Raw genomic sequence first — 17,546 nt, 5'->3', positions numbered from 1 at the left:
CATGCCCACTCCGTCCCGCCCCGCCCGTCTCACCGATCTCAAGCGCGCCGCCATCCTGGAGGCCGCCATCGACGAGTTCCGCTCCGCCGGCTACGAAGCCACCAGCATGGACCGCATCGCGGCCCGCGCCGAGGTCTCCAAGCGCACGGTCTACAACCACTTCCCCAGCAAGGAGGTGCTGTTCGTCGAGATCATGCACCAGCTGTGGGAGGCCAGCCGCGAGGGCGAGGAGCTCACCTACCGCGCCGACCGCCCATTGCGCGACCAGTTGCTGGAACTGGTCACGCTGAAGTTGCGCCTGGTCAACAACGAAGCCTTCGTCTCGCTGGCACGCGTGGCCATCGCCGCGGCGATCCATTCGCCGGAACGGGCGCAGGACATGGTGGCGCGGATGAACGAGCGCGAGGAAGGCCTGACGGTGTGGTTGCGTGCGGCGGCCAAGGATGGGCGGCTGAAGATCGCCGACCCGGTGTTTGCCGCGCATCAGCTGCAGGGGCTGGTGAAGACGTTCGCGTTCTGGCCGCAGATCACGCTGGGCCAGCCGGCGTTGCGACCGAAGGAGCGCAAGCGGGTGGCGGAGACGGCCGTCGATATGTTCCTCGCCTACTACGCCTGAGTCACGTCACTGCGACGTCGCCGTCCAAGCCATTGTCGAAGGCGCCGCACATATCCATATGTGGTCTACACATCGATGCCGGCGACGGGTTGGGTGCATCAGACCTCTGCCGTTCTTGGCGCGCGATGCTCAGACAGCCCGGATCAGGTCCCGCCGCTGGGAGGCAGTCAGCATTCCGCCCGCCGCGGCGGCGTTTTCCGCCATGGACCGGGGCTTGCCCGTGCCAGGGATGACGCAGGTGATGGCGGGATGGGCAAGCACGAACTGGAGCGCGAGCCGGGCCCAGGAGATGGCTCCGGCTGCTTGTGCCCATCCCGGCATGGGCGTGGCGTTCAACCGGCGCAAGAGACCGCCGCCGCCGAACGGCATGTTGCACAGAACGGCAACGCCTTTGTCCTGAGCCAGGGGCAGCACCCGGGCCTCGGCTTCGCGGGCATCGAGCGCATAGTTGATCTGCAGGAAATCCAGCGATTCGGTCTTGAGGATTCGTTCGACCTCGCCATAGGCCGCGTTCGAATAATGAGTGATGCCGATGTAGCGGATGCGCCCCGCGTCTTTCATGTCGCGCAGAGCCGGTAGATGCGTCTTCCAATCCACGAGGTTATGGATCTGCATCAAGTCGATGCGCTGGGTGCGCAGCAAACGGAACGAGTGCTCCATCTGGCGGCGGCCGGCCTCGCGGCCCTGGGTCCACACTTTGGTGGCGAGAAAGGCCGAGCTTTGAAGATCCTGTCCGGCCAGCAGCTCACCGACCACGGCTTCGGCTTGCCCATACATCGGAGAGCTATCGATGACCGTGCCGCCGGCGGTGAACAGCGCGTCCAACACTCCGGAGAGACGGCTGCGGTTGGCGCTTTCCAGGCTTGTGTCAAACCCTCGATACGTGCCCAGCCCCATGACGGGCAGCGCTTCCTGCGAAGAAGGAATGGTGCGGGTCTGCATCGGCGATCCTTATGAAGAGCGTTGATGGTCACCGTCATTGAGGTGATGGCCGACTGGCGAAGCTGCGCATCGAGGCCGATGAGCCCGTCACCCGGACTCATCAGCGCTCAGTCTTGCGTTAACGGCCGTAGCGCGCCGTAAACGAAGCCTTGCCCAGCACCTTGTCACCCAGGCCCTTGTTCAGCACGAAACCGTGCAGGGCTGCGGTTCCGGTCTTGGGAATGCCGGCAGCGGCATCGATGTCGTCCACCGACAGCGCGTAGATCGTAAACACGTAGCGATGGGGCTTGTCGCCAGCCGGTGGACACGGACCGCCGTAGTTGCCGTTGCCACCCGAGGCGCCGGTGTCCTGGAAGTCATTGGCTCCCGCAACAGCGCCGGCCGGCAGTGCCGCCGGCGCATTGCCAGCCCCCTGGGCCAGTTGCGTCACCGATGCCGGGATGTTGTAGACGGTCCAATGCCACCAGCCGCTGCCCGAGGGTGCATCCGGATCGTAAACCTGCAGCGTGAACGACCTGGTGCCTGCCGGAGCGTTCTTCCATGCCAGGGCGGGAGAGATGTTCCCGCCCTCGCAGCCGAAGCCGTTGAGGACGAACTTGTTGTCAATCTTGCCGCCTGCCATGACGTCGGGACTGGACAGCGTGAACTTATCGGACTCGTGCGCGATGGCCGGCGCGGACACGAGACCGGCAGCGCCGGCGAGGATGGCGCCAAGCAGCGAGAGGCGGGCGAAGGTATTCAGATTCATGGGGATTCCTGTGCTGTAAGGGGAGCGATAGCAGTAGCGCCCGCTTGTCAGAGCTCGTTCTTCAGCCCCAGCACCTGGATCGCCTCGATCGACGGCGGTACCGAGAACAATTCGTCGGCCTTCGCCATCAAGGCCTGCGCAATCGGCCCCTGGAGGTGAGCCTGTCGCCCCTCCTCATCGTGAAACGCATCGAAGATGCCGAAGGTCGTGGGCGACAGCCGCAGCGCGAACCAGATCGGCGTGGTGTGTTCGTCGCGAGCCATATCGAGGCCGGCCTGGAGGAATTTCTCGACCTCGGCTTCTTTGCCGGGCTTGGCTTCGAGGCGTGCAAACAGTGCGAATTGGATCATGGTGAAGGACTCGTTTCAGTGGCTGTCGACCATTCGACGCTTGCCACTTTAGGCTCGGCCCTCCTGCGGTCATATTGTCGCTAACGGCAAAATTGATATCATTTACGCCATGAAGATTGCCGTGCTTGCCGTCGATGGCGTGTTCGATACCGGTCTGGCGACGATGCTGGACACCTTGGCCACGGCCAACGAGCTCGCCGTCATGCAGAAGATGCCGTCGCCGCGGTTCGATTTCCGCGTCGTCGGGGTGCGCAAGACGGTGCGCACATCGCTCGGTCTTCGGGTACCTGTGCAGGAAGCGGCGAGTGTCAGGCGACCCGACTGGGTGATGGTCCCGGCGCCGGGCACCAAGATGCCCGAACCGCTGCTGCTCGCGCTGGCCAAGCGGGAATCGCAGGACGCCATGGAGCAACTGCGCCGCTGGCATCGCGGCGGGGCGCGCATCGGCGCGGCCTGCATCGGCAGCTTCTTGCTGGCCGAGTCGGGGCTGCTCGACGGTCACGACGCCACGACCACCTGGTGGCTCGGCCCGCTCTTTCGGCGGCGCTACCCGAACGTGGCGCTCGATGAGAATCGCATTCTCGTTCCCGCGGGGGATTTCGTGACCGCGGGCGCCGCCATGGGGCATCTGGAACTGGCGTTGTGGCTGGTTCGCCAGGTCAGCCCCGCACTGGCCGATATGACCGCGCGCTATCTCCTGGTGGATACGCGGACCTCGCAGGCGCCCTACATGATCCCCGTGCACCTGGCGCAAGCCGATCCGGTGGTGCAGAGCTTCGAGCGCTGGGCTCGGGAGCGGTTGCATGAAGGGTTTTCGCTCGAGGCCGCCGCCGAGGCAATGAATACGAGCAAGCGTTCGCTGCAACGTCGCATGGAGTCCGTGCTTGGGAAGTCGCCATTGGCCTACTTCCAGGATCTGCGCGTGGAGCGTGCCGTGCATCTGTTGCGCACGAGCCATCAGGACGTCGAGGCCATCGCCACCGAAGTCGGCTATGCCGATGGGGTTACGCTACGCACGCTGCTTCGCAAGCGACTGGGCTGCGGCGTCAAGGAGCTCCGTCGCGCGGAGATCTGAATCGCGAAATGTTCGTTCCAGTTGCTGTGCGCACCAGCTGGCCGGGACGACGCTCGTTGTCCGCTCCAAGGCCAGGTACAAAATTTTGCCATCCCATGTCGAAACCAGCCCCGCCCATTCGTCGTCATGACGAAAGCCGGCAATCACGCCGCCTGAATCGACCCAAGGGAGCCACCGCCATGACCATCACCATCACTGCCTTCGAACGTTCCCCCGACGGCGGCAAAGGCCTCGCCCGCGACACCCGCGTGCGCTGGGCGCTGGAAGAAGTCGGCCAGCCCTACGAAGTCCGCCTCGTCCCGCACCAGGCGATGAAAGAACCCGCCCACCTTTCCGTACACCCCTTCGGCCAGATCCCCACCTACGAGGAAGGCGACCTCACCCTGTTCGAAACCGGCTCCATCGTCTTCCACCTCGCCCAGCGCCATCCCGGCCTGCTACCGAAGGACGCCAACGCGCGAGCACGCGCGGTCACCTGGATGTTCGCCGCGCTCAGCACCGTGGAGCCGCCGATCCTCGACCTGTCCATCGCCAAGTTCCAGGAGGGTGACAAACCCTGGGCGCAGGACCGCCTGCCCGTGGTGCAGGATCGCATCCGCCAGAAGCTGACTCTGCTTTCCGCGCGCCTGGGCGATGCGGAATGGCTCGATGGCGATTTCAGTGCAGGCGATCTGCTGATGGTGTCGGTGCTGCTGCGCGTGAAACCCTCTGGCCTGCTCAATGAGTTTCCGAAGCTGGCGGCGTACGTCGCGCGTGGCGAAGCGCGGCCGGCATATCAGCGTGCGTTTGCCGCGCAGTTGGCCATCAACACGGCGCCGCTGCCGGCCGGCTGACGAATGCCAACCGGCTTGCTTATCGGATTTCGACTAAAGACAAGCGCGAAGCGCTTTGATAGCTTGATTCGTGTTGTCCGCGGAGTGCTTAGAGTCGCGTCGCGGACGACCATGGCAGCAATGCTGTGAGAAGCGCGGGCCAAGGGTGTTACGAGCACCCTCGACCCGCTGACCATCACCAACTACGTCAGGAGTTGATCATGGCTAGGCCAGATCATACGTCACTCTCGCGCTCGCCGATCCCCACGGCGACATCCTCACCGCCCATCCGGGCCGTCCGACGACACCGCGGACACGGTTGAAGAACCGCGGTTTAAGAGTTTTCGCAGGAATTAATCCGAGCCGTGCAACCCGGCGCGTTGCCTTGCGCAACGGCGAAACCCTCCGACCCCGCAACCCACTTCCTCAATCAAGCCGCTCGGCGCCTGACATTTCAGGCTACCGGTGAACCCTCGAGTCCGTGTGGTCGCGGCACGTCGTGCTGTTGGCGGCGTGCCGTTTACGGATCGAGGATGCGGCGCTCAGCAAGGAGTTGCTTATGAACAACGTCTTTGGCGAACCCTGGATCATCCGCCACACCAACTATTTCTCCGATCCCAGTGCGGAGCCGGATGAGCTATTGAACGACGCGACCGAATGGCTGCAGTACGCCTACCACGCCATCAAGCTGCTGGCCGAGTTGGCGCACGAACGCGGCAACATCGACGCGCATCGCTTGCCCATCATGCTCGACGGCATCGCCGCCTTCATCGAAATGGGCACCCGCTGCGCCACACAGGCGCACCTACGCCTGCAATGGCAACAACCGGCGTAGGTTGGGGTAAGCCGCAGGCGCACCCCAACGTTGCGGTGCACATCGATGTACCCACGTTGGGGTTCGCTGCGCTCACCCCAACCTACGCCGGTCCTTTGCTCGTCATTCCTGCGCAGGCAGGAATCCAGTAGCGAAAATTCTGGATTTTCGCGATAGCGTCGATTTGGCTTTTCGCGACCATCGAGCGGTACCGCTACTGGATTCCTGCCTGCGCAGGAATGACGAGCAGTGAGCTCCGATACTACCCAGCCCATAGGCGAGCCCCGTCCCTCATCTGTTGCTACCGAAGGGAGTCCCCGTGGGACCGGCATCTTCTCCCATCCGGGGAGAGGGCTGGGGTGAGGGGCCGGGCGAAGCGCAACGCCGAGACCCGCCCCTGGACTTTATCGGCGCGGACTGCACTACAAACAAAAGTGAATTAGCTCTACGCGCCCGCCACCTTCACACTCGGTCGTAAGCCCAGCAAAGTCCCGCGCCACCACGGCGCGGGACCCGATCCTCACCGCCGCGCCCCCAGCAACCCCACCTGATACCCCGCCTCACGCAACCGATTCGTCGCCTTGGCATTGAGCACCAGCAGGGTAATCAACCCCACCAGCGGCACGAACATCAGGATCACCAATAGCACCTTGGTGCCGGTGCCGTAACCCAGGCCATTGCTGATGCGCAGGATGCCCATCAGCGACAGCACCAGGGACACGATGGCCAGCACGCCGGCGATCGGGCCGGCGCCGCCGCGCACCAGGATGATCGCGAGATAGACCAGGATTGCGTAGATCACCAGCTTCTGGCCGCTGGCTACTTCCTCTACGCCCGGATCGTCGCGCAGGGAATCGCCCACCTGCGCCTTGGGTGCCTCGTACGGATTACTCATGTTTTCCCCCTGTGATCGGCTTGTCGCCACAAGCGTCCCGCCCCTCCTGGACGCGCTCGCTATCCTGCCCCAAAACCGGGCCGGGCGTCACCGCGTCGCGGGGGCTTCCTGTCGTGGCGCCAGCATGGCCTGCAGGCCATGGGTAATAAGGGTAGGGAATACCGTCAGGTGGTCCTCGTCGCCGATCACCACGGACTGGATATGCAAGCCGGGGTAATGCCGAGATTTGAGCACCCGCTCGAACGCCTGCGCATTGCGCACCATATCTACCGAGTTGTGATAACGGCGATCCGAGGATGATGGATCGACCGTCTCGAAGCCGCCCAGCGCCATGAACACATCGGCCGGCAGGTCCTTGTGATTGGCCGCGTAGGCGCGCTCGCGCTCGAACATCACCTTGCCGTCGAACTGCAGCGACGGGCTGCCCAGGATGTAGTGCTCGAACATGCCCGGCTCGGTCAGCAGCATCTGCACGCCGAGCAGGCCGCCGTAGGAATGGCCGGCGTAGATCTTCTCGTGCATGTCGGCGCGGTAGTGGCTGGCGACGAAGGGAAACACTTCCTCGGCGATGAAGCGCCGGTAGTTCTCCGCCTCGCCGTACAGAGGAGCACGGCCGGGCATGTCCGACTCGGCGCCCGATGGTCCCTTCGCCGTTGGCGTGTAGTCGCGGTTGCGGCTGAACTTCGGCGTGTCGCCCTTGGCGTAGGAGAGGCCGATCAAGATGAAGTCGCGCAGGCCCTCGCCATGATCGCCCACGCGCCTGGCGATGCTGCGGATCAGCGGGAACGCATAAGGCGCATCAGTGACAAACAGCGCCGGATAGTTGCGCGCGGGTTCAGTGGCGTAGCTATCGGGCAGATAGACGTAGAGCTGGTAGTCCCGCCCGAGGATCTTCGACGGCAGCTCGCGTACTTCGGTGCCCTCCAGCGCGTAGGCCGGCGGCGGTGGCGGCGCAGTGGCGGCCGCAGTCACCGGCGCGGCCTGGTTCGACGCAGGCGGCGCGGCGCCATTCGAACAAGCCACAAGCAGAACCAGCGCCACCCCCAGGGCGGCCGAACGAAGCATCACGAACTTCCCCAGCGAAAAACGGCAGTCATCGAAACACAACCGCTACCTCGCTGCCAATACCTCACGACTTCGGCTTGTCCAACTCCGCCAACCGGGTCTTGGCATGCTCGTTGTTGGGGTTGCGCTCCAGCGACAGGCGATAGTTGGCGATGGCATGTTCGCGCTCGCCCAGCGCCTCCTGGCATTCGGCCAGGCTGTCATAGGGATTGAAGCTCTTGGGATGCTGCGTGACGTTGTAGGCAAACACGTTCACCGCGTCCTTCGGCCGCTTCTCCTGCTGCAGCAACCGGTAGCCCAGGGCGTTGATGTAGTTCTCGCTCAGATGCAGGCCCGGATACGCGCGGCGCACTTGCGCAACGGTGGCGGCGACATCGCCATAACCATGCTCGGCGAACGCCTTGTCCAGCGCCACCTGCGCGGGCAGTGCGCCGACCAGGCCATCGCGGATGCGCTCGGCCACCGCCTGCAACTGGCCCTGCGTATTGTCGGCGCTGCGATTGGCGAGCAGCACGATGCCGTAGCCGGAACGCGGATACAGGTCCATATAGCTGGCGAAGCCGAAGGTGCCGCCGGAGTGCTCCAGGTGCGGCTGGCCGTCGACCATCAAGTCGATCACCCAGTTGAAGCCCGTCGCGCCTTCGCCGGGATCGCCCCATTGCGCCTGGTGCGCGAGCTTGACCGCCGGATCGCGCTCGGCAAGCTGGTACGCCGCGTACTTCGCCATGTCGCGCGTGCTGTAGCGCAGGCCGCCGGCGGCGCGCGTCACGGGCGCATCCCATACCGGTGCGACGCGGCCTTCGCCGGTATAGCCGGTGGCCATGCGCGCGGCGCGCGCCTTGTCCGTGCCGCTGGCCATGCCGAGCGGGCGCTCGATGCGTTCGTCCAGCAGGGTTTCGAACGGCTTGCCGAGCAGCCTGGCATCGATAAGGCCGACCACCTGCGCCGCCACATTGGAATGCGCAGGCATGACACCGGGCTGGCGTTGCAGCCTGGCCTGCTGCAGGTCGGCCAGGAACTGCGGCATGGTGTAGCGATTGAGCCCTTCCACGAGCACGAAAGGCTTGTCTTCCGGCTTGGCCTCTTTCGCCTTGCGGGTGAGTTCGTCGGGCAGATTGTCCGGCAGCGCCGAGGTGGTCGACACCAGGTTGCGCAACGTCACCGCTTGCCCCTGATAGATCAGCCCGGGGTATTCGCCCGGCGGCAGGTAGCGGCGCATGTCGTCATCGACCTGTGCCTTGCCCGCGACGATCGCCTGCGCCAGCAGCAGGCTGCCGAAAGTCTTGCTGATCGAGCCGATCTCATAAACCGTATCGGGCGTAGGCAGCCGCGCCTTGCCGCGCTCGACGGTGCCGAAGTCGCAGAAGACGGTCTTGCCGTCCTTCACCACGGCGATGGAAAGTCCGTCGGAGGAGCCGGCTGCGATGAAGGCGTCGCCGGCTTTGCGAATGGTGTCGTTGGCGCAGTCCTGTGCAGCTTGCGCGCCGCTGGCCCAGAGGCCGAATGCACCGACGAGTACGACGATGGTTGCCTTTGCCATGTCTGCCCCTTGGCCTGCGCAAGAATTTGCGCGCGCACCCGTTCGACTCTAGTACCGCGAGCTTCGCCCCAACAACGTGACTTCCGCCATGCCCGCCCCCATCATCGTGACTCCCGCCAACCGGCATTGCGCTGCTTCCCCATGACCCACAAGACGCCCGGCGAAACGCATATCCATCCGGACCCGGCCGACACGAACGAACACCCGGGCATGCATCGCCCCGGCCACAACGTGCTGGATACGGTGGAGACCTCCGAGCTGGACGAATTGCAGCGGGAAGACGCGTTGCGCAATTCGGTCCTGCGCACGCCGCGCTGAGCGCGTGGCGCCACAGAGCTACGAGCTATGACTCAGGCGGGTCGCCTCATGGACTCGCTCGACCACCAACAGGCTGAAGCCGCCGAAGTGCCCGTAGCCGCCGCCGAATGAATTCGCCGGCGCCTTGCGCGCGAAGAAGTGGCCCTCCACGACCGCATGCATTGTCACGCTATAAGCGCTGCGCACGATGCGATCGAAATGGCGGAACGGCTTGTCTTCGATGAGTTGCGTTTCGACGCCGTCGATGGTCAGCGGTTCTTTGCGATGCCGCTCGGACATGTTGCCGCAGCAATAAGCGGTGTCGGAACCGGTCTTGCCGCCGTATTCCAGCCAGATCTGCCGGCCCGGGCAGGCTGGATCGGAGATGGTGAACCCTTCATCGGCGTGATCCACCGTGCCCTCGACGCGAATGACATGCCGATCGAAATCGAGCGGCGCTGCCATCACCGCGCATACCGAGACGGTGACGGCTTCTTCGCCACGCACGATGCCCGGCAAGCCGAGCGAGACCAGCAACGGCACAACCCACGCGACATACGCCTTCATCGACATGCTCCCCTTTGCATGACTGGTGTGTGCTTCTGCCCGCCACTGTATGGCCAACGCGCGACAACGTGGTCATGCCTGGCCCGCCATGCCGCGGCGTCCGGATGAAATCCTCCGCCCATGCTTTAAGTACGAGTCATGTGTGCACTGCAAAACGCGCACATCGGCGCCCCGCTTGAATCGATTCAAATTAGACCGCACAAATTTTTGCGATGCGCCATAAAGGCTCAACCACTCAATAGCTTAGATATTGACCACCGTCGTTTAGATCGTGGCAAAAATTCGTTGACAACGTTATCGGGCGCACCTAAGACTTCACCCACTCCGCCGTTGAAAGGGAAGGGTTCGACGGAGAGGCCGCAGGACGGTTCCGACAGCGGGGGGCTGACGGGCCGGCCGGAACAGACGCGGCGCAGGACCTGAGCAACGACGAACAAGCGCACACGGGCTTCGGGCCCGTGCGGTTTCGTTCGTCCTACGAAAACGACCGGATGCGCGACATCCGGCACAAACCCCCGATCGGAGGCATCGACCCATGGACTACCGCAGAAGCACGCTCACCATCAGCATCCTCGCCGCACTGTTCTGTGCCGGCACCGCGATAGCGCAGGACGCCAATACCAGCGCACCGCAGAATGACGATCAGTCCAAGCCTGCGCAGGGCCAGGCCAAGCAGCTGGAGACCGTCACGGTCAGCGGCATCCGCGCCAGCCTGCAGAAGTCGCTGGATCTGAAGCGCAACTCCGACTCGATCATCGACGCCATCTCCGCCGAGGACGTGGGCAAGTTCCCCGATACCAACGTGGCCGAGTCGCTGTCGCACCTGCCGGGCATCAGCGTGGACCGCAACTTCGGCGAGGGCGACAAGGTCTCCATCCTCGGCACCGATCCGGCGCTCAATCGCCTGCTGCTCAACGGCCAGACAGTGGCTTCCACCAACTGGACCAGCGATCCGAACCATCCGGACGGCCGCTCCTTCAACTACAGCCTGCTCACTTCGGAAATCATCGGCACCGCCGAGGTGTACAAGACGCCGCAGGCGCGCATCGACGAAGGCAGCATCGGCGGCACGGTGATCGTCAACACGCGCCGTCCGCTGGATCTCAAAGCCAACACGCTCACCGGCACGGTCAGCTACGGCTACAACGACCGCGCCGACAAGGGCAAGCCGAATGCCTCTATGCTGTACAGCTGGAAAAACGCCGAAGGCACCTTCGGCGTGCTCGGCTCGCTGATGCACTCGGACCGCGTGATCTACCGCGAAGGCACGGAAATCTTCGGCTACCAGCGCGCCAACGATCCGACCGATACCGATCCCAATCACCAGTTCCCTGCCAGCGTGGTACCGCCGGGCAGCAGCTTCACCTACCCCACCGCGATCAACACCGCGCTGTTCCAGCAGCATCGCAAGCGCGACGGCGTGGCCACCGGCGTGCAGTGGAAACCGAACCAGTCGTTCGAGCTGAACTTCACCGGGCTGTACGTCACCGAGAAGTTCGACAACTACAACCAGAGCCGCTACGGCGACTGGTCCGGCAGCGCACCGGCGGCAACGTCGGTCAACGTCGCCAACGGCGTGGCCACCGGCGGCTCGTACGGCGCCAACGCGCCGACCTATCTGGACGGCTACGAGCGCTTCTCCAAGGTCAACACCGGCGCCCTGCAGCTGCGTGCCGACTGGCACGGCGAAGGCTGGAATGCGTCGAGCCAGATCGGCTACACCAATTCCTCCGGCGGCTCGCAGGGCATCTACAGCCTGCAGTTCCGCGGCTACGGCGGCTACAACTGGAACCTCGCCGGCGAGCATCCGCAGATCAACTACAACACCGATCCCACCGACGCCAGCCAGATGCTCGCCCACGGCGCCGGCTTCAGCCGCGCGCCGAGCTACGACCGCGAGCGCTACTTCCAGGCCGACTTCAGCCACGACCTGACGCTGGGGCCGCTCAACACGGTGGAGCTGGGCATCAAGAGCAGCAATCACTTCAACGGCCAGACCAACTACGCCGCCAGCATCCCCACCCTCGACAACAGCGGCGTGACGCTGGCCGATCTGCAGGGCGGCATGACCGGCGGCGATTATCTCGACGGCCTCAGCCCCGCCGGCAACATGGCGCGCTGGGTGCAGATCAGCAAGGGCGGCTTGAAGCAGTACGTCAACACGCTGTTCACCGATGCGCCGATGGACCCGAAGGCCACCTATGCGATCTCCGAGCAGAATCGCGCCTTCTATATCCAGGGCGACTTCGGCGGCGAGAACTACCGCGGCAATCTCGGCGCGCGCTATATCCACACGCGCAACGGCATCACCGGCTACAACGTGATCGCCGACAACCAGTACCAGCCAGTCGACCAGAAGAACAGCTACAACGAGTGGCTGCCCTCGTTCAACATCGCCTATGACGTACGCGACGACCTGACCCTGCGCTTCGCCGCGGCCAAGACCCTGGCCCGCCCGCGCTACCAGGACATGACGCCGTACGTGGCGCTGGACGATCGCACGCAGACCGGCTCCTCCGGCAACGTCAACCTCAAGCCGTACAAGTCCACCAACTACGATGCCACTGCGGAGTGGTACTTCGCGGAGAACAGCCTGCTGTCGGCGGAGTTCTTCTTCCGCCGCATCAGCGACTACGTGCTGTACACCACGGTGGCGCGCACCTACTACAACCTGACCCAGCAGCAGAACACCGTGTACCAGATGGTGACGCCGACCAACGCGGGCGTGGCCAAGGTCAAGGGCGTGTCGCTGACCTACCAGACCAGCTTCGGCCACGGTTTCGGCCTGGCGGCGAACTACACCTACTCGGACGACGACACCAGCAACGATTTCCCGCTGCCGTACAACTCGAAGAATGCCTTCACCCTCACGCCGTACTACGAGCAGGGCCCGTGGAGCGCACGCGTCACCTTCAGCCGCCGCTCGCCGTACTTCACCCAGATCGGCACGCTGCAGTCGCAGCAGATCACCGGCCGCTTCCGCCAGCTCGACGCGTCGGTGTCGTATGAAGTCAACGACCACCTGCGCCTGCAGCTGGACGGCAACAACCTGCTGGACGAGACCTACTTCGTCTACAACGGTTCGCCGAACCAGCCGTACAATGCGTACAAGAATGGACGGACGTATACATTGAGCGCGAATTTCAAGCTGTAAACGACCCAACCGCCGTCACCGCGCACGCACACGTTGGGGTTCGCTGCGCTCACCCCAACCTACGCTCGATCGCTGAACCGGCCGGCGTAGGTTGGGGTGAGCCGAAGGCGAACCCCAACCGGGCATCACCACGCACGCACACGCTGGGGTTCGCTGCGCTCACCCCAACCTACGCCGGCGTTGCGGCCTTCACGAAGTCGACAAACGCCCGCAACGGCGCAGGCAGATGGCGCCGTCCGGGGTAATAGAGGAACGGTCCGGAGAAGTCCTGGCACCAGGATTCCAGGATCGGCTCCAGCGCACCGCTGTCCAGATGCGGCCGCAGCAGCTCCTCGTAGAGATGGATCACGCCCAGCCCCGACACTGCGGCATGGATCTTCAGGTCGAACGCGCCGCCGGGACTCACCACCAGCGGACCGGACGGATCGACGCGCACCACTTCGCCGTCGCGCTCGAACTCCCACAGCGGCATCGCACCGCTGGCGAAGCGCCCGCGCAGGCAGTCGTGGGCGAGCAGGTCGCGCGGATGCTGCGGCCGGCCGCGGGCATCGAGGTATGCCGGCGCCGCGGCCGTGGCGAAACGCTCCACGCGCGGCCCCAGCGGCACCGCGATCATGTCCTGCTCCAGCCGTTCGTCGTAGCGGATGCCCGCATCGCAACCGGCGGACAGCACGTCGACGAAGCTGTCCTCGACCACGATTTCCATGCGGATGTCCGGATAGCGCTGCATGAAACCGATCACGATCGGCGGCAGCACCGTGCGCGAGACGCCCGCCGGCACGTTGAGGCGCAAGGTGCCGGCCGGCTGGTCGCGGAAACCGTTGAGCACATCCAGCGCCGCTTCCATCTCGGTGAGCGCCGGCGCCAGCCGCTCGATCAGGCGCTGCCCGGCCTCGGTCGGCGCCACGCTGCGCGTGGTGCGGTTGAGCAGGCGCACGCCAAGCTTGGTCTCCAGCCGCCGCACCGCCGCGCTGAGGCCGGACGCGGAGATGTCGCCGGCGCGGGCCGCGTCGCGGAAGCCGCCGGCCTGCACTACCGACACGAACGCCATGAGATCGTTGATCTCGGCCATTGTTCATTCCTTCGCACAACCCGTGCACATGGGGCCGGATTATCCGCCAGCCGGGCTTTCCCCATAGTAGGCGTCCTGTCCACCCAGAAGGCATCGCCATGACCCCCTCCGCTTCGACCTATTCCTTCGCCGGCCGCACCGTCAACCGCATGGGTTACGGTGCCATGCAGCTGGCCGGCCCGGGCGTGTTCGGTCCGCCCAAGGACCGCGCCGCCGCCGTCGCCGTGCTGCGCGAGGCCGTGGCCGCCGGCGTCGACCATATCGACACCAGCGACTTCTACGGTCCGCACGTCACCAACCAGATCATCCGCGAGGCCTTGCACCCCTATCCGGACAAGCTGCTGATCGTCACCAAGGTGGGCGCGGTCCGCGGCGCCGAAGGCTCCTGGCTGCCGGCGCAGTCGCCGCAGGAACTCGAGCGGGCCGTGCACGACAATCTGCGCAACCTGGGCGTGGACGTGCTGGAGATCGTCAACATGCGCATCATGGGCGACGTCCATGCACCCAGCGAGGGCTCTATCGCCACGCAGGTCGCCGCCCTCGCGGAAATGCAACGGCAGGGCCTGGTGCGCCATATCGGGCTGAGCAATGTCACCTCGGCGCAGGTGGCCGAAGCGCGCGGCATCGCCCCGATCGTGTGCGTGCAGAACCATTACAACCTGGTGCATCGCCAGGATGACGCACTGGTGGACGAACTGGCTCGCGAGGGCATCGCCTACGTGCCGTTCTTCCCGCTCGGCGGCTTTACGCCGATCCAGTCGGACGGACTCTCCGGCATCGCCGCGTCGCTGAAGGCGACGCCGATGCAGCTCGCGCTGGCGTGGTTGCTGCATCGCTCGCCGAACATCCTGCTGATCCCGGGCACCTCGTCGGTCAAGCATCTGCATGAAAACCTGCAGGCGGCGCAGCTGTCGCTGTCCGACGCGGTGATCGCCGAACTGGACGCGCTCGGGCAGCCAGGCTAGGCGCAAGCGGGACGGCGATGCCGGAAGGCATGCGCCGTCCCGCGCGGCAACGATTAGGATGGCGCACCGCTCGAGCCTGGATGCCCATGCGCCTTCCCGTCTTCGCAAGAACACGCGATGGATTGCCCTCGACAACCGCGCTGTTGCGCGCGCTGGTCGAGGCGCTGGCCACGCTGCTGGCGGCCATCGCCACCATGCTGTGCACATGGGTTGCCGCCCCGGGGCCTGGGCCGGCCGTGCTCGCCGTCGTGCTGTGCCTCTCGCTCTCGCGCAGCCAGCTGGACCGCGACCTGCGCGGACGGCTGGAGGCAGCCGTGGTACTGCCGCTGGTCGGCCTGGTGGCGCTCGGCGTGGGGCTGTTGCTGCGGCACTGGCCGTGGGCAGGCGCGGCGGTATTCGTGGCCGGCATGTTCGTCTCCATCTGGCTGCGCCGCTTCGGCGCGATGGCGCGCCGTGCCGGCGGCCTGATCGCCCTGCCCTTCGTGACGCTGCTGACCGTGCCGCATGTGCAGCCGACGGCAAATGGCGTGTTGCCGGTGTGGCTGGTGCCGATCGTGGTGGCCTTGCTGGCGCTGTTCTGGGTGTCGATGCTCCACCTGCTGGTGCGCCGCCTGCGCATACGGCCACCGGTTGACGAGGACGATGCGCCCATCGCGATACCGGCCACCCAGGACAGGCCTGGCCTGGCGGTGAGTACGCGCATGGCCATTCAGATGGCCGTTGCGCTTGCGGTGTCGTTCGCGCTCGGCTTTTTGTTTTTCCGCGAGCGCTGGGGCTGGATCGTGCTGACCGCCTTCATCGTCAACAGCGGCAATCGCGGCCGGCTCGACGTGGTCTACAAGAGCGGGATGCGCGTGCTGGGCGCTGCCGTCGGTACGGCGATCGCGCTGGGCCTTGGCCAACATCTCGGTGTCGATCGGCACACCAGCCCGATCCTGATGCTCACCGCATTATTCCTCGGCGTGTGGCTGCGCCCGTTCGGCTATGCGTGGTGGGCGCTGTTCGTCACGCTGGCACTGGCGCTGCTGCAAGGCTTCGGCGGCGGCGAGCCGACAGGTCTTTTGTGGCAGCGCATGGAGGAGATCGTGCTGGGTGCGATCGTCGGTATCGCTGCCGCGTGGTGGGTGCTGCCGGTGCGCTCTACCGATGTGCTGCGCCGGCGGCTTGCGGATGCGTTGGCGGCGCTGAGTGAAGCGCTGGATCCGGCGACGGAGCAACGCAGCGCGGCGCGCTTCACTGCTGCACTGGATCGCGTGGAGGAGGTGACGCCGCCATTCCGCGCCGCGCGCCTGCTGCTTCGCCGGCGCGCCATGCATCCGGCCGATTGGGCCGACACCTTGCTCGATTGCCGCGAGCCGGCAAAAGCCCTGATCGATCAGGGCGCGACACCGGGCAGGCTGCGACAGGCCGTCGGCGCCGCGCGACGCGCATTGCGCGAGCCCGACACATTGTTGCCCCTGCTACGCGCGCTGCGCGCTGATCTGCGCAGCGGCTGAAGGCGCTCGCCCTATCGATGGGCCAGCGCGTAATCGATCGCCGCACACACCGCCGCCGCCTGTGCTTCGTTGCACTGCTCGGGCGTGGCGCGCGGGCTGTCCGGATAGACCTCGGTCGTCGTCGTATAACGCGCCGAGGTCACGCCGGCGCACAAGCCCAGCTTGCGCAGCGGATAGCGGATGATGCCCGGCGCCACCACCGTCGAGCCGATGATTTCGCCCTTGGCATCGGTCGGTGCGATATGCGTGACCTTGGCCACCGCCTCGATCACCGCCTGCTGGAACGCCGGCTGCGGGTTCTCGGTGTCGTCGACCAGATAGAAGCCGTCCGGAATCTCGCCCGGCGCGGAGGGCTTGCCGTCGCGCGCGGCCAGCGCGGGGCGGAATTCGCTCTCGTCGGTGTCGGTGGTTTCGTGCAGGTCGATATGCATCAGCACCTTGTCGCGCAGCGGCGCCACCAGCTGCATCAGCGCGGCCGACTCGCCTGCCGGGCTGTTCTCGCGGAAGGAGCGGTTGGGATCGATCGCGGACGGATTCCAGCGGTGGATGCGCTCATACGCCCAGGGGCTGATGCACGGCGCCACCAGCAGGTTGGCGCGGCCTTCGTAGTCGGCCGCATGGCGGTCGACGAACAGCAGCGCGCCATGCACGCCGCTGGTCTCATAGCCGTGCACGCCGCCGGTGATGAGCATGGTGGGCAGGTCGTCGCGCCAGTGGCGGGTCTTGATCGCGAACAGTGGATAGCTTTCCGGTGCGTAGTCCAGGCGGCCGTATTCCGCGACGTCGAAGCGCGCGCGCAGGGCGTCGATCTTGCTCTGCACTTCGTCGGCGTAGCTGCGGTGCTTGCTCTGGCGCGACAGCCATGCGGCCACTTCGGCGGGACCCCAGGGTGTGCCAGGGGTGCCGATCGGATAGGGCGCGGGGGTGGTCATGGCGTGATTCGCTCCATGGGGGTGGGTGAGGCGGGGCACTTTAGCACCGCTGACAAACACCACCTGCCATTAGCCGCAACGTAAGCCCCTCTCCCCTCGGGAGAGGGGTTGGGGGTGAGGGTACGGGCGGAGCGCAAGAGTGATGTGCACCGCTCCGCCCGCACCCTCATCCGGCTGCCGCCACCTTCTCCCGGAGGGAGAAGGGT

At 65.4% G+C, this 17,546-nt stretch carries 17 protein-coding genes; 8 read left to right on the top strand and 9 right to left on the bottom strand.

Features of this window, described 5'->3' with window-relative positions; genetic code table 11:
- The first annotated feature begins 1 nt into the window (after nucleotide 1).
- On the top strand, nucleotides 2-616 hold the full coding sequence (locus BM172_RS18990) for a TetR/AcrR family transcriptional regulator (protein ID WP_026635747.1): 615 nt from the start codon (nucleotides 2-4) through the stop codon (nucleotides 614-616).
- 129 nt (nucleotides 617-745) lie between these two features.
- Here BM172_RS18990 and BM172_RS18985 read toward each other — a convergent pair whose 3' ends face one another.
- From BM172_RS18985 to BM172_RS18975, 3 genes are all read right to left on the bottom strand, one after another.
- Complete coding sequence (locus tag BM172_RS18985; protein WP_026635746.1) at nucleotides 746-1,558, bottom strand: aldo/keto reductase; 813 nt, start codon at nucleotides 1,556-1,558, stop codon at nucleotides 746-748.
- A gap of 118 nt (nucleotides 1,559-1,676) precedes the next feature.
- Nucleotides 1,677-2,306, bottom strand: coding sequence for a YbhB/YbcL family Raf kinase inhibitor-like protein (locus BM172_RS18980; protein WP_026635745.1), 630 nt, complete (start codon nucleotides 2,304-2,306; stop codon nucleotides 1,677-1,679).
- Nucleotides 2,307-2,353: 47 nt separating this feature from the next.
- Complete coding sequence (locus tag BM172_RS18975; RefSeq protein WP_026635744.1) at nucleotides 2,354-2,656, bottom strand: putative quinol monooxygenase; 303 nt, start codon at nucleotides 2,654-2,656, stop codon at nucleotides 2,354-2,356.
- 109 nt (nucleotides 2,657-2,765) lie between these two features.
- On the opposite strand from BM172_RS18975, the gene BM172_RS18970 reads away from it, so the two are divergent.
- The 3 genes from BM172_RS18970 to BM172_RS18960 all read left to right on the top strand — a co-directional run bounded on the left by BM172_RS18970 (nucleotide 2,766) and on the right by BM172_RS18960 (nucleotide 5,378).
- Nucleotides 2,766-3,731, top strand: coding sequence for a GlxA family transcriptional regulator (locus BM172_RS18970; protein ID WP_026635743.1), 966 nt, complete (start codon nucleotides 2,766-2,768; stop codon nucleotides 3,729-3,731).
- Nucleotides 3,732-3,910: 179 nt separating this feature from the next.
- A complete protein-coding gene (locus BM172_RS18965) occupies nucleotides 3,911-4,564 on the top strand; it encodes a glutathione S-transferase family protein (RefSeq protein WP_026635742.1) in 654 nt (217 codons plus the stop codon).
- 538 nt (nucleotides 4,565-5,102) lie between these two features.
- Nucleotides 5,103-5,378, top strand: coding sequence for a hypothetical protein (locus BM172_RS18960; protein WP_026635741.1), 276 nt, complete (start codon nucleotides 5,103-5,105; stop codon nucleotides 5,376-5,378).
- 499 nt (nucleotides 5,379-5,877) lie between these two features.
- Here BM172_RS18960 and BM172_RS18955 read toward each other — a convergent pair whose 3' ends face one another.
- From BM172_RS18955 to BM172_RS18945, 3 genes are all read right to left on the bottom strand, one after another.
- Nucleotides 5,878-6,252 carry a hypothetical protein gene (locus tag BM172_RS18955; protein WP_026635740.1) on the bottom strand — a complete coding sequence of 125 codons (375 nt, stop codon included), beginning with the start codon at nucleotides 6,250-6,252 and terminating at the stop codon, nucleotides 5,878-5,880.
- Between the two features lie 87 nt (nucleotides 6,253-6,339).
- Nucleotides 6,340-7,317: an alpha/beta hydrolase gene (locus BM172_RS18950; protein WP_035323578.1), complete on the bottom strand. Its 978-nt coding sequence runs from the start codon at nucleotides 7,315-7,317 to the stop codon at nucleotides 6,340-6,342.
- Between the two features lie 64 nt (nucleotides 7,318-7,381).
- Nucleotides 7,382-8,857, bottom strand: coding sequence for a serine hydrolase domain-containing protein (locus BM172_RS18945; protein WP_035323577.1), 1,476 nt, complete (start codon nucleotides 8,855-8,857; stop codon nucleotides 7,382-7,384).
- Nucleotides 8,858-8,998: 141 nt separating this feature from the next.
- Here BM172_RS18945 and BM172_RS22590 point away from each other — a divergent pair, with 141 nt between their 5' ends.
- Nucleotides 8,999-9,175, top strand: coding sequence for a hypothetical protein (locus BM172_RS22590; protein WP_155964719.1), 177 nt, complete (start codon nucleotides 8,999-9,001; stop codon nucleotides 9,173-9,175).
- 18 nt (nucleotides 9,176-9,193) lie between these two features.
- Here the strand turns inward: BM172_RS22590 and BM172_RS18940 are convergent, their stop codons facing one another.
- Nucleotides 9,194-9,721: a hypothetical protein gene (locus BM172_RS18940; RefSeq protein ID WP_026635738.1), complete on the bottom strand. Its 528-nt coding sequence runs from the start codon at nucleotides 9,719-9,721 to the stop codon at nucleotides 9,194-9,196.
- Nucleotides 9,722-10,256: 535 nt separating this feature from the next.
- On the opposite strand from BM172_RS18940, the gene BM172_RS18935 reads away from it, so the two are divergent.
- Nucleotides 10,257-12,875 (top strand): TonB-dependent receptor, encoded by a 2,619-nt coding sequence (locus BM172_RS18935; RefSeq protein WP_051548817.1) that lies wholly within the window; start codon nucleotides 10,257-10,259, stop codon nucleotides 12,873-12,875.
- 169 nt (nucleotides 12,876-13,044) lie between these two features.
- Here BM172_RS18935 and BM172_RS18930 read toward each other — a convergent pair whose 3' ends face one another.
- On the bottom strand, nucleotides 13,045-13,947 hold the full coding sequence (locus tag BM172_RS18930; RefSeq protein ID WP_026635737.1) for a LysR family transcriptional regulator: 903 nt from the start codon (nucleotides 13,945-13,947) through the stop codon (nucleotides 13,045-13,047).
- Between the two features lie 98 nt (nucleotides 13,948-14,045).
- On the opposite strand from BM172_RS18930, the gene BM172_RS18925 reads away from it, so the two are divergent.
- Together BM172_RS18925 and BM172_RS18920 are read left to right on the top strand one after the other, a co-directional pair.
- A complete protein-coding gene (locus BM172_RS18925) occupies nucleotides 14,046-14,912 on the top strand; it encodes an aldo/keto reductase family oxidoreductase (protein ID WP_026635736.1) in 867 nt (288 codons plus the stop codon).
- A gap of 86 nt (nucleotides 14,913-14,998) precedes the next feature.
- Nucleotides 14,999-16,408 carry an FUSC family protein gene (locus BM172_RS18920; RefSeq protein WP_177218840.1) on the top strand — a complete coding sequence of 470 codons (1,410 nt, stop codon included), beginning with the start codon at nucleotides 14,999-15,001 and terminating at the stop codon, nucleotides 16,406-16,408.
- Between the two features lie 11 nt (nucleotides 16,409-16,419).
- Here BM172_RS18920 and BM172_RS18915 read toward each other — a convergent pair whose 3' ends face one another.
- Nucleotides 16,420-17,340 carry a M14 family metallopeptidase gene (locus BM172_RS18915; RefSeq protein ID WP_026635734.1) on the bottom strand — a complete coding sequence of 307 codons (921 nt, stop codon included), beginning with the start codon at nucleotides 17,338-17,340 and terminating at the stop codon, nucleotides 16,420-16,422.
- Between the last annotated feature and the right edge of the window lie 206 nt (nucleotides 17,341-17,546).

Origin of the sequence: Dyella marensis, from assembly GCF_900112865.1 — a bacterium.
In the GTDB taxonomy this organism is placed as follows: domain Bacteria; phylum Pseudomonadota; class Gammaproteobacteria; order Xanthomonadales; family Rhodanobacteraceae; genus Dyella_D; species Dyella_D marensis_A.
Note: the sequence above shows the minus strand (reverse complement) of the source record. Positions and strands in the feature narration are given on the sequence as shown.

Coding starts and splice junctions, on each gene's coding strand:
- BM172_RS18990 (WP_026635747.1), top strand. CDS start 2: ATGCCCACTCCGTCCCGCCCCGCCCGTCTCACCGATCTCAAGCGCGCC.
- BM172_RS18985 (WP_026635746.1), bottom strand. CDS start 1,558: ATGCAGACCCGCACCATTCCTTCTTCGCAGGAAGCGCTGCCCGTCATG.
- BM172_RS18980 (WP_026635745.1), bottom strand. CDS start 2,306: ATGAATCTGAATACCTTCGCCCGCCTCTCGCTGCTTGGCGCCATCCTC.
- BM172_RS18975 (WP_026635744.1), bottom strand. CDS start 2,656: ATGATCCAATTCGCACTGTTTGCACGCCTCGAAGCCAAGCCCGGCAAA.
- BM172_RS18970 (WP_026635743.1), top strand. CDS start 2,766: ATGAAGATTGCCGTGCTTGCCGTCGATGGCGTGTTCGATACCGGTCTG.
- BM172_RS18965 (WP_026635742.1), top strand. CDS start 3,911: ATGACCATCACCATCACTGCCTTCGAACGTTCCCCCGACGGCGGCAAA.
- BM172_RS18960 (WP_026635741.1), top strand. CDS start 5,103: ATGAACAACGTCTTTGGCGAACCCTGGATCATCCGCCACACCAACTAT.
- BM172_RS18955 (WP_026635740.1), bottom strand. CDS start 6,252: ATGAGTAATCCGTACGAGGCACCCAAGGCGCAGGTGGGCGATTCCCTG.
- BM172_RS18950 (WP_035323578.1), bottom strand. CDS start 7,317: ATGCTTCGTTCGGCCGCCCTGGGGGTGGCGCTGGTTCTGCTTGTGGCT.
- BM172_RS18945 (WP_035323577.1), bottom strand. CDS start 8,857: ATGGCAAAGGCAACCATCGTCGTACTCGTCGGTGCATTCGGCCTCTGG.
- BM172_RS22590 (WP_155964719.1), top strand. CDS start 8,999: ATGACCCACAAGACGCCCGGCGAAACGCATATCCATCCGGACCCGGCC.
- BM172_RS18940 (WP_026635738.1), bottom strand. CDS start 9,721: ATGAAGGCGTATGTCGCGTGGGTTGTGCCGTTGCTGGTCTCGCTCGGC.
- BM172_RS18935 (WP_051548817.1), top strand. CDS start 10,257: ATGGACTACCGCAGAAGCACGCTCACCATCAGCATCCTCGCCGCACTG.
- BM172_RS18930 (WP_026635737.1), bottom strand. CDS start 13,947: ATGGCCGAGATCAACGATCTCATGGCGTTCGTGTCGGTAGTGCAGGCC.
- BM172_RS18925 (WP_026635736.1), top strand. CDS start 14,046: ATGACCCCCTCCGCTTCGACCTATTCCTTCGCCGGCCGCACCGTCAAC.
- BM172_RS18920 (WP_177218840.1), top strand. CDS start 14,999: ATGCGCCTTCCCGTCTTCGCAAGAACACGCGATGGATTGCCCTCGACA.
- BM172_RS18915 (WP_026635734.1), bottom strand. CDS start 17,340: ATGACCACCCCCGCGCCCTATCCGATCGGCACCCCTGGCACACCCTGG.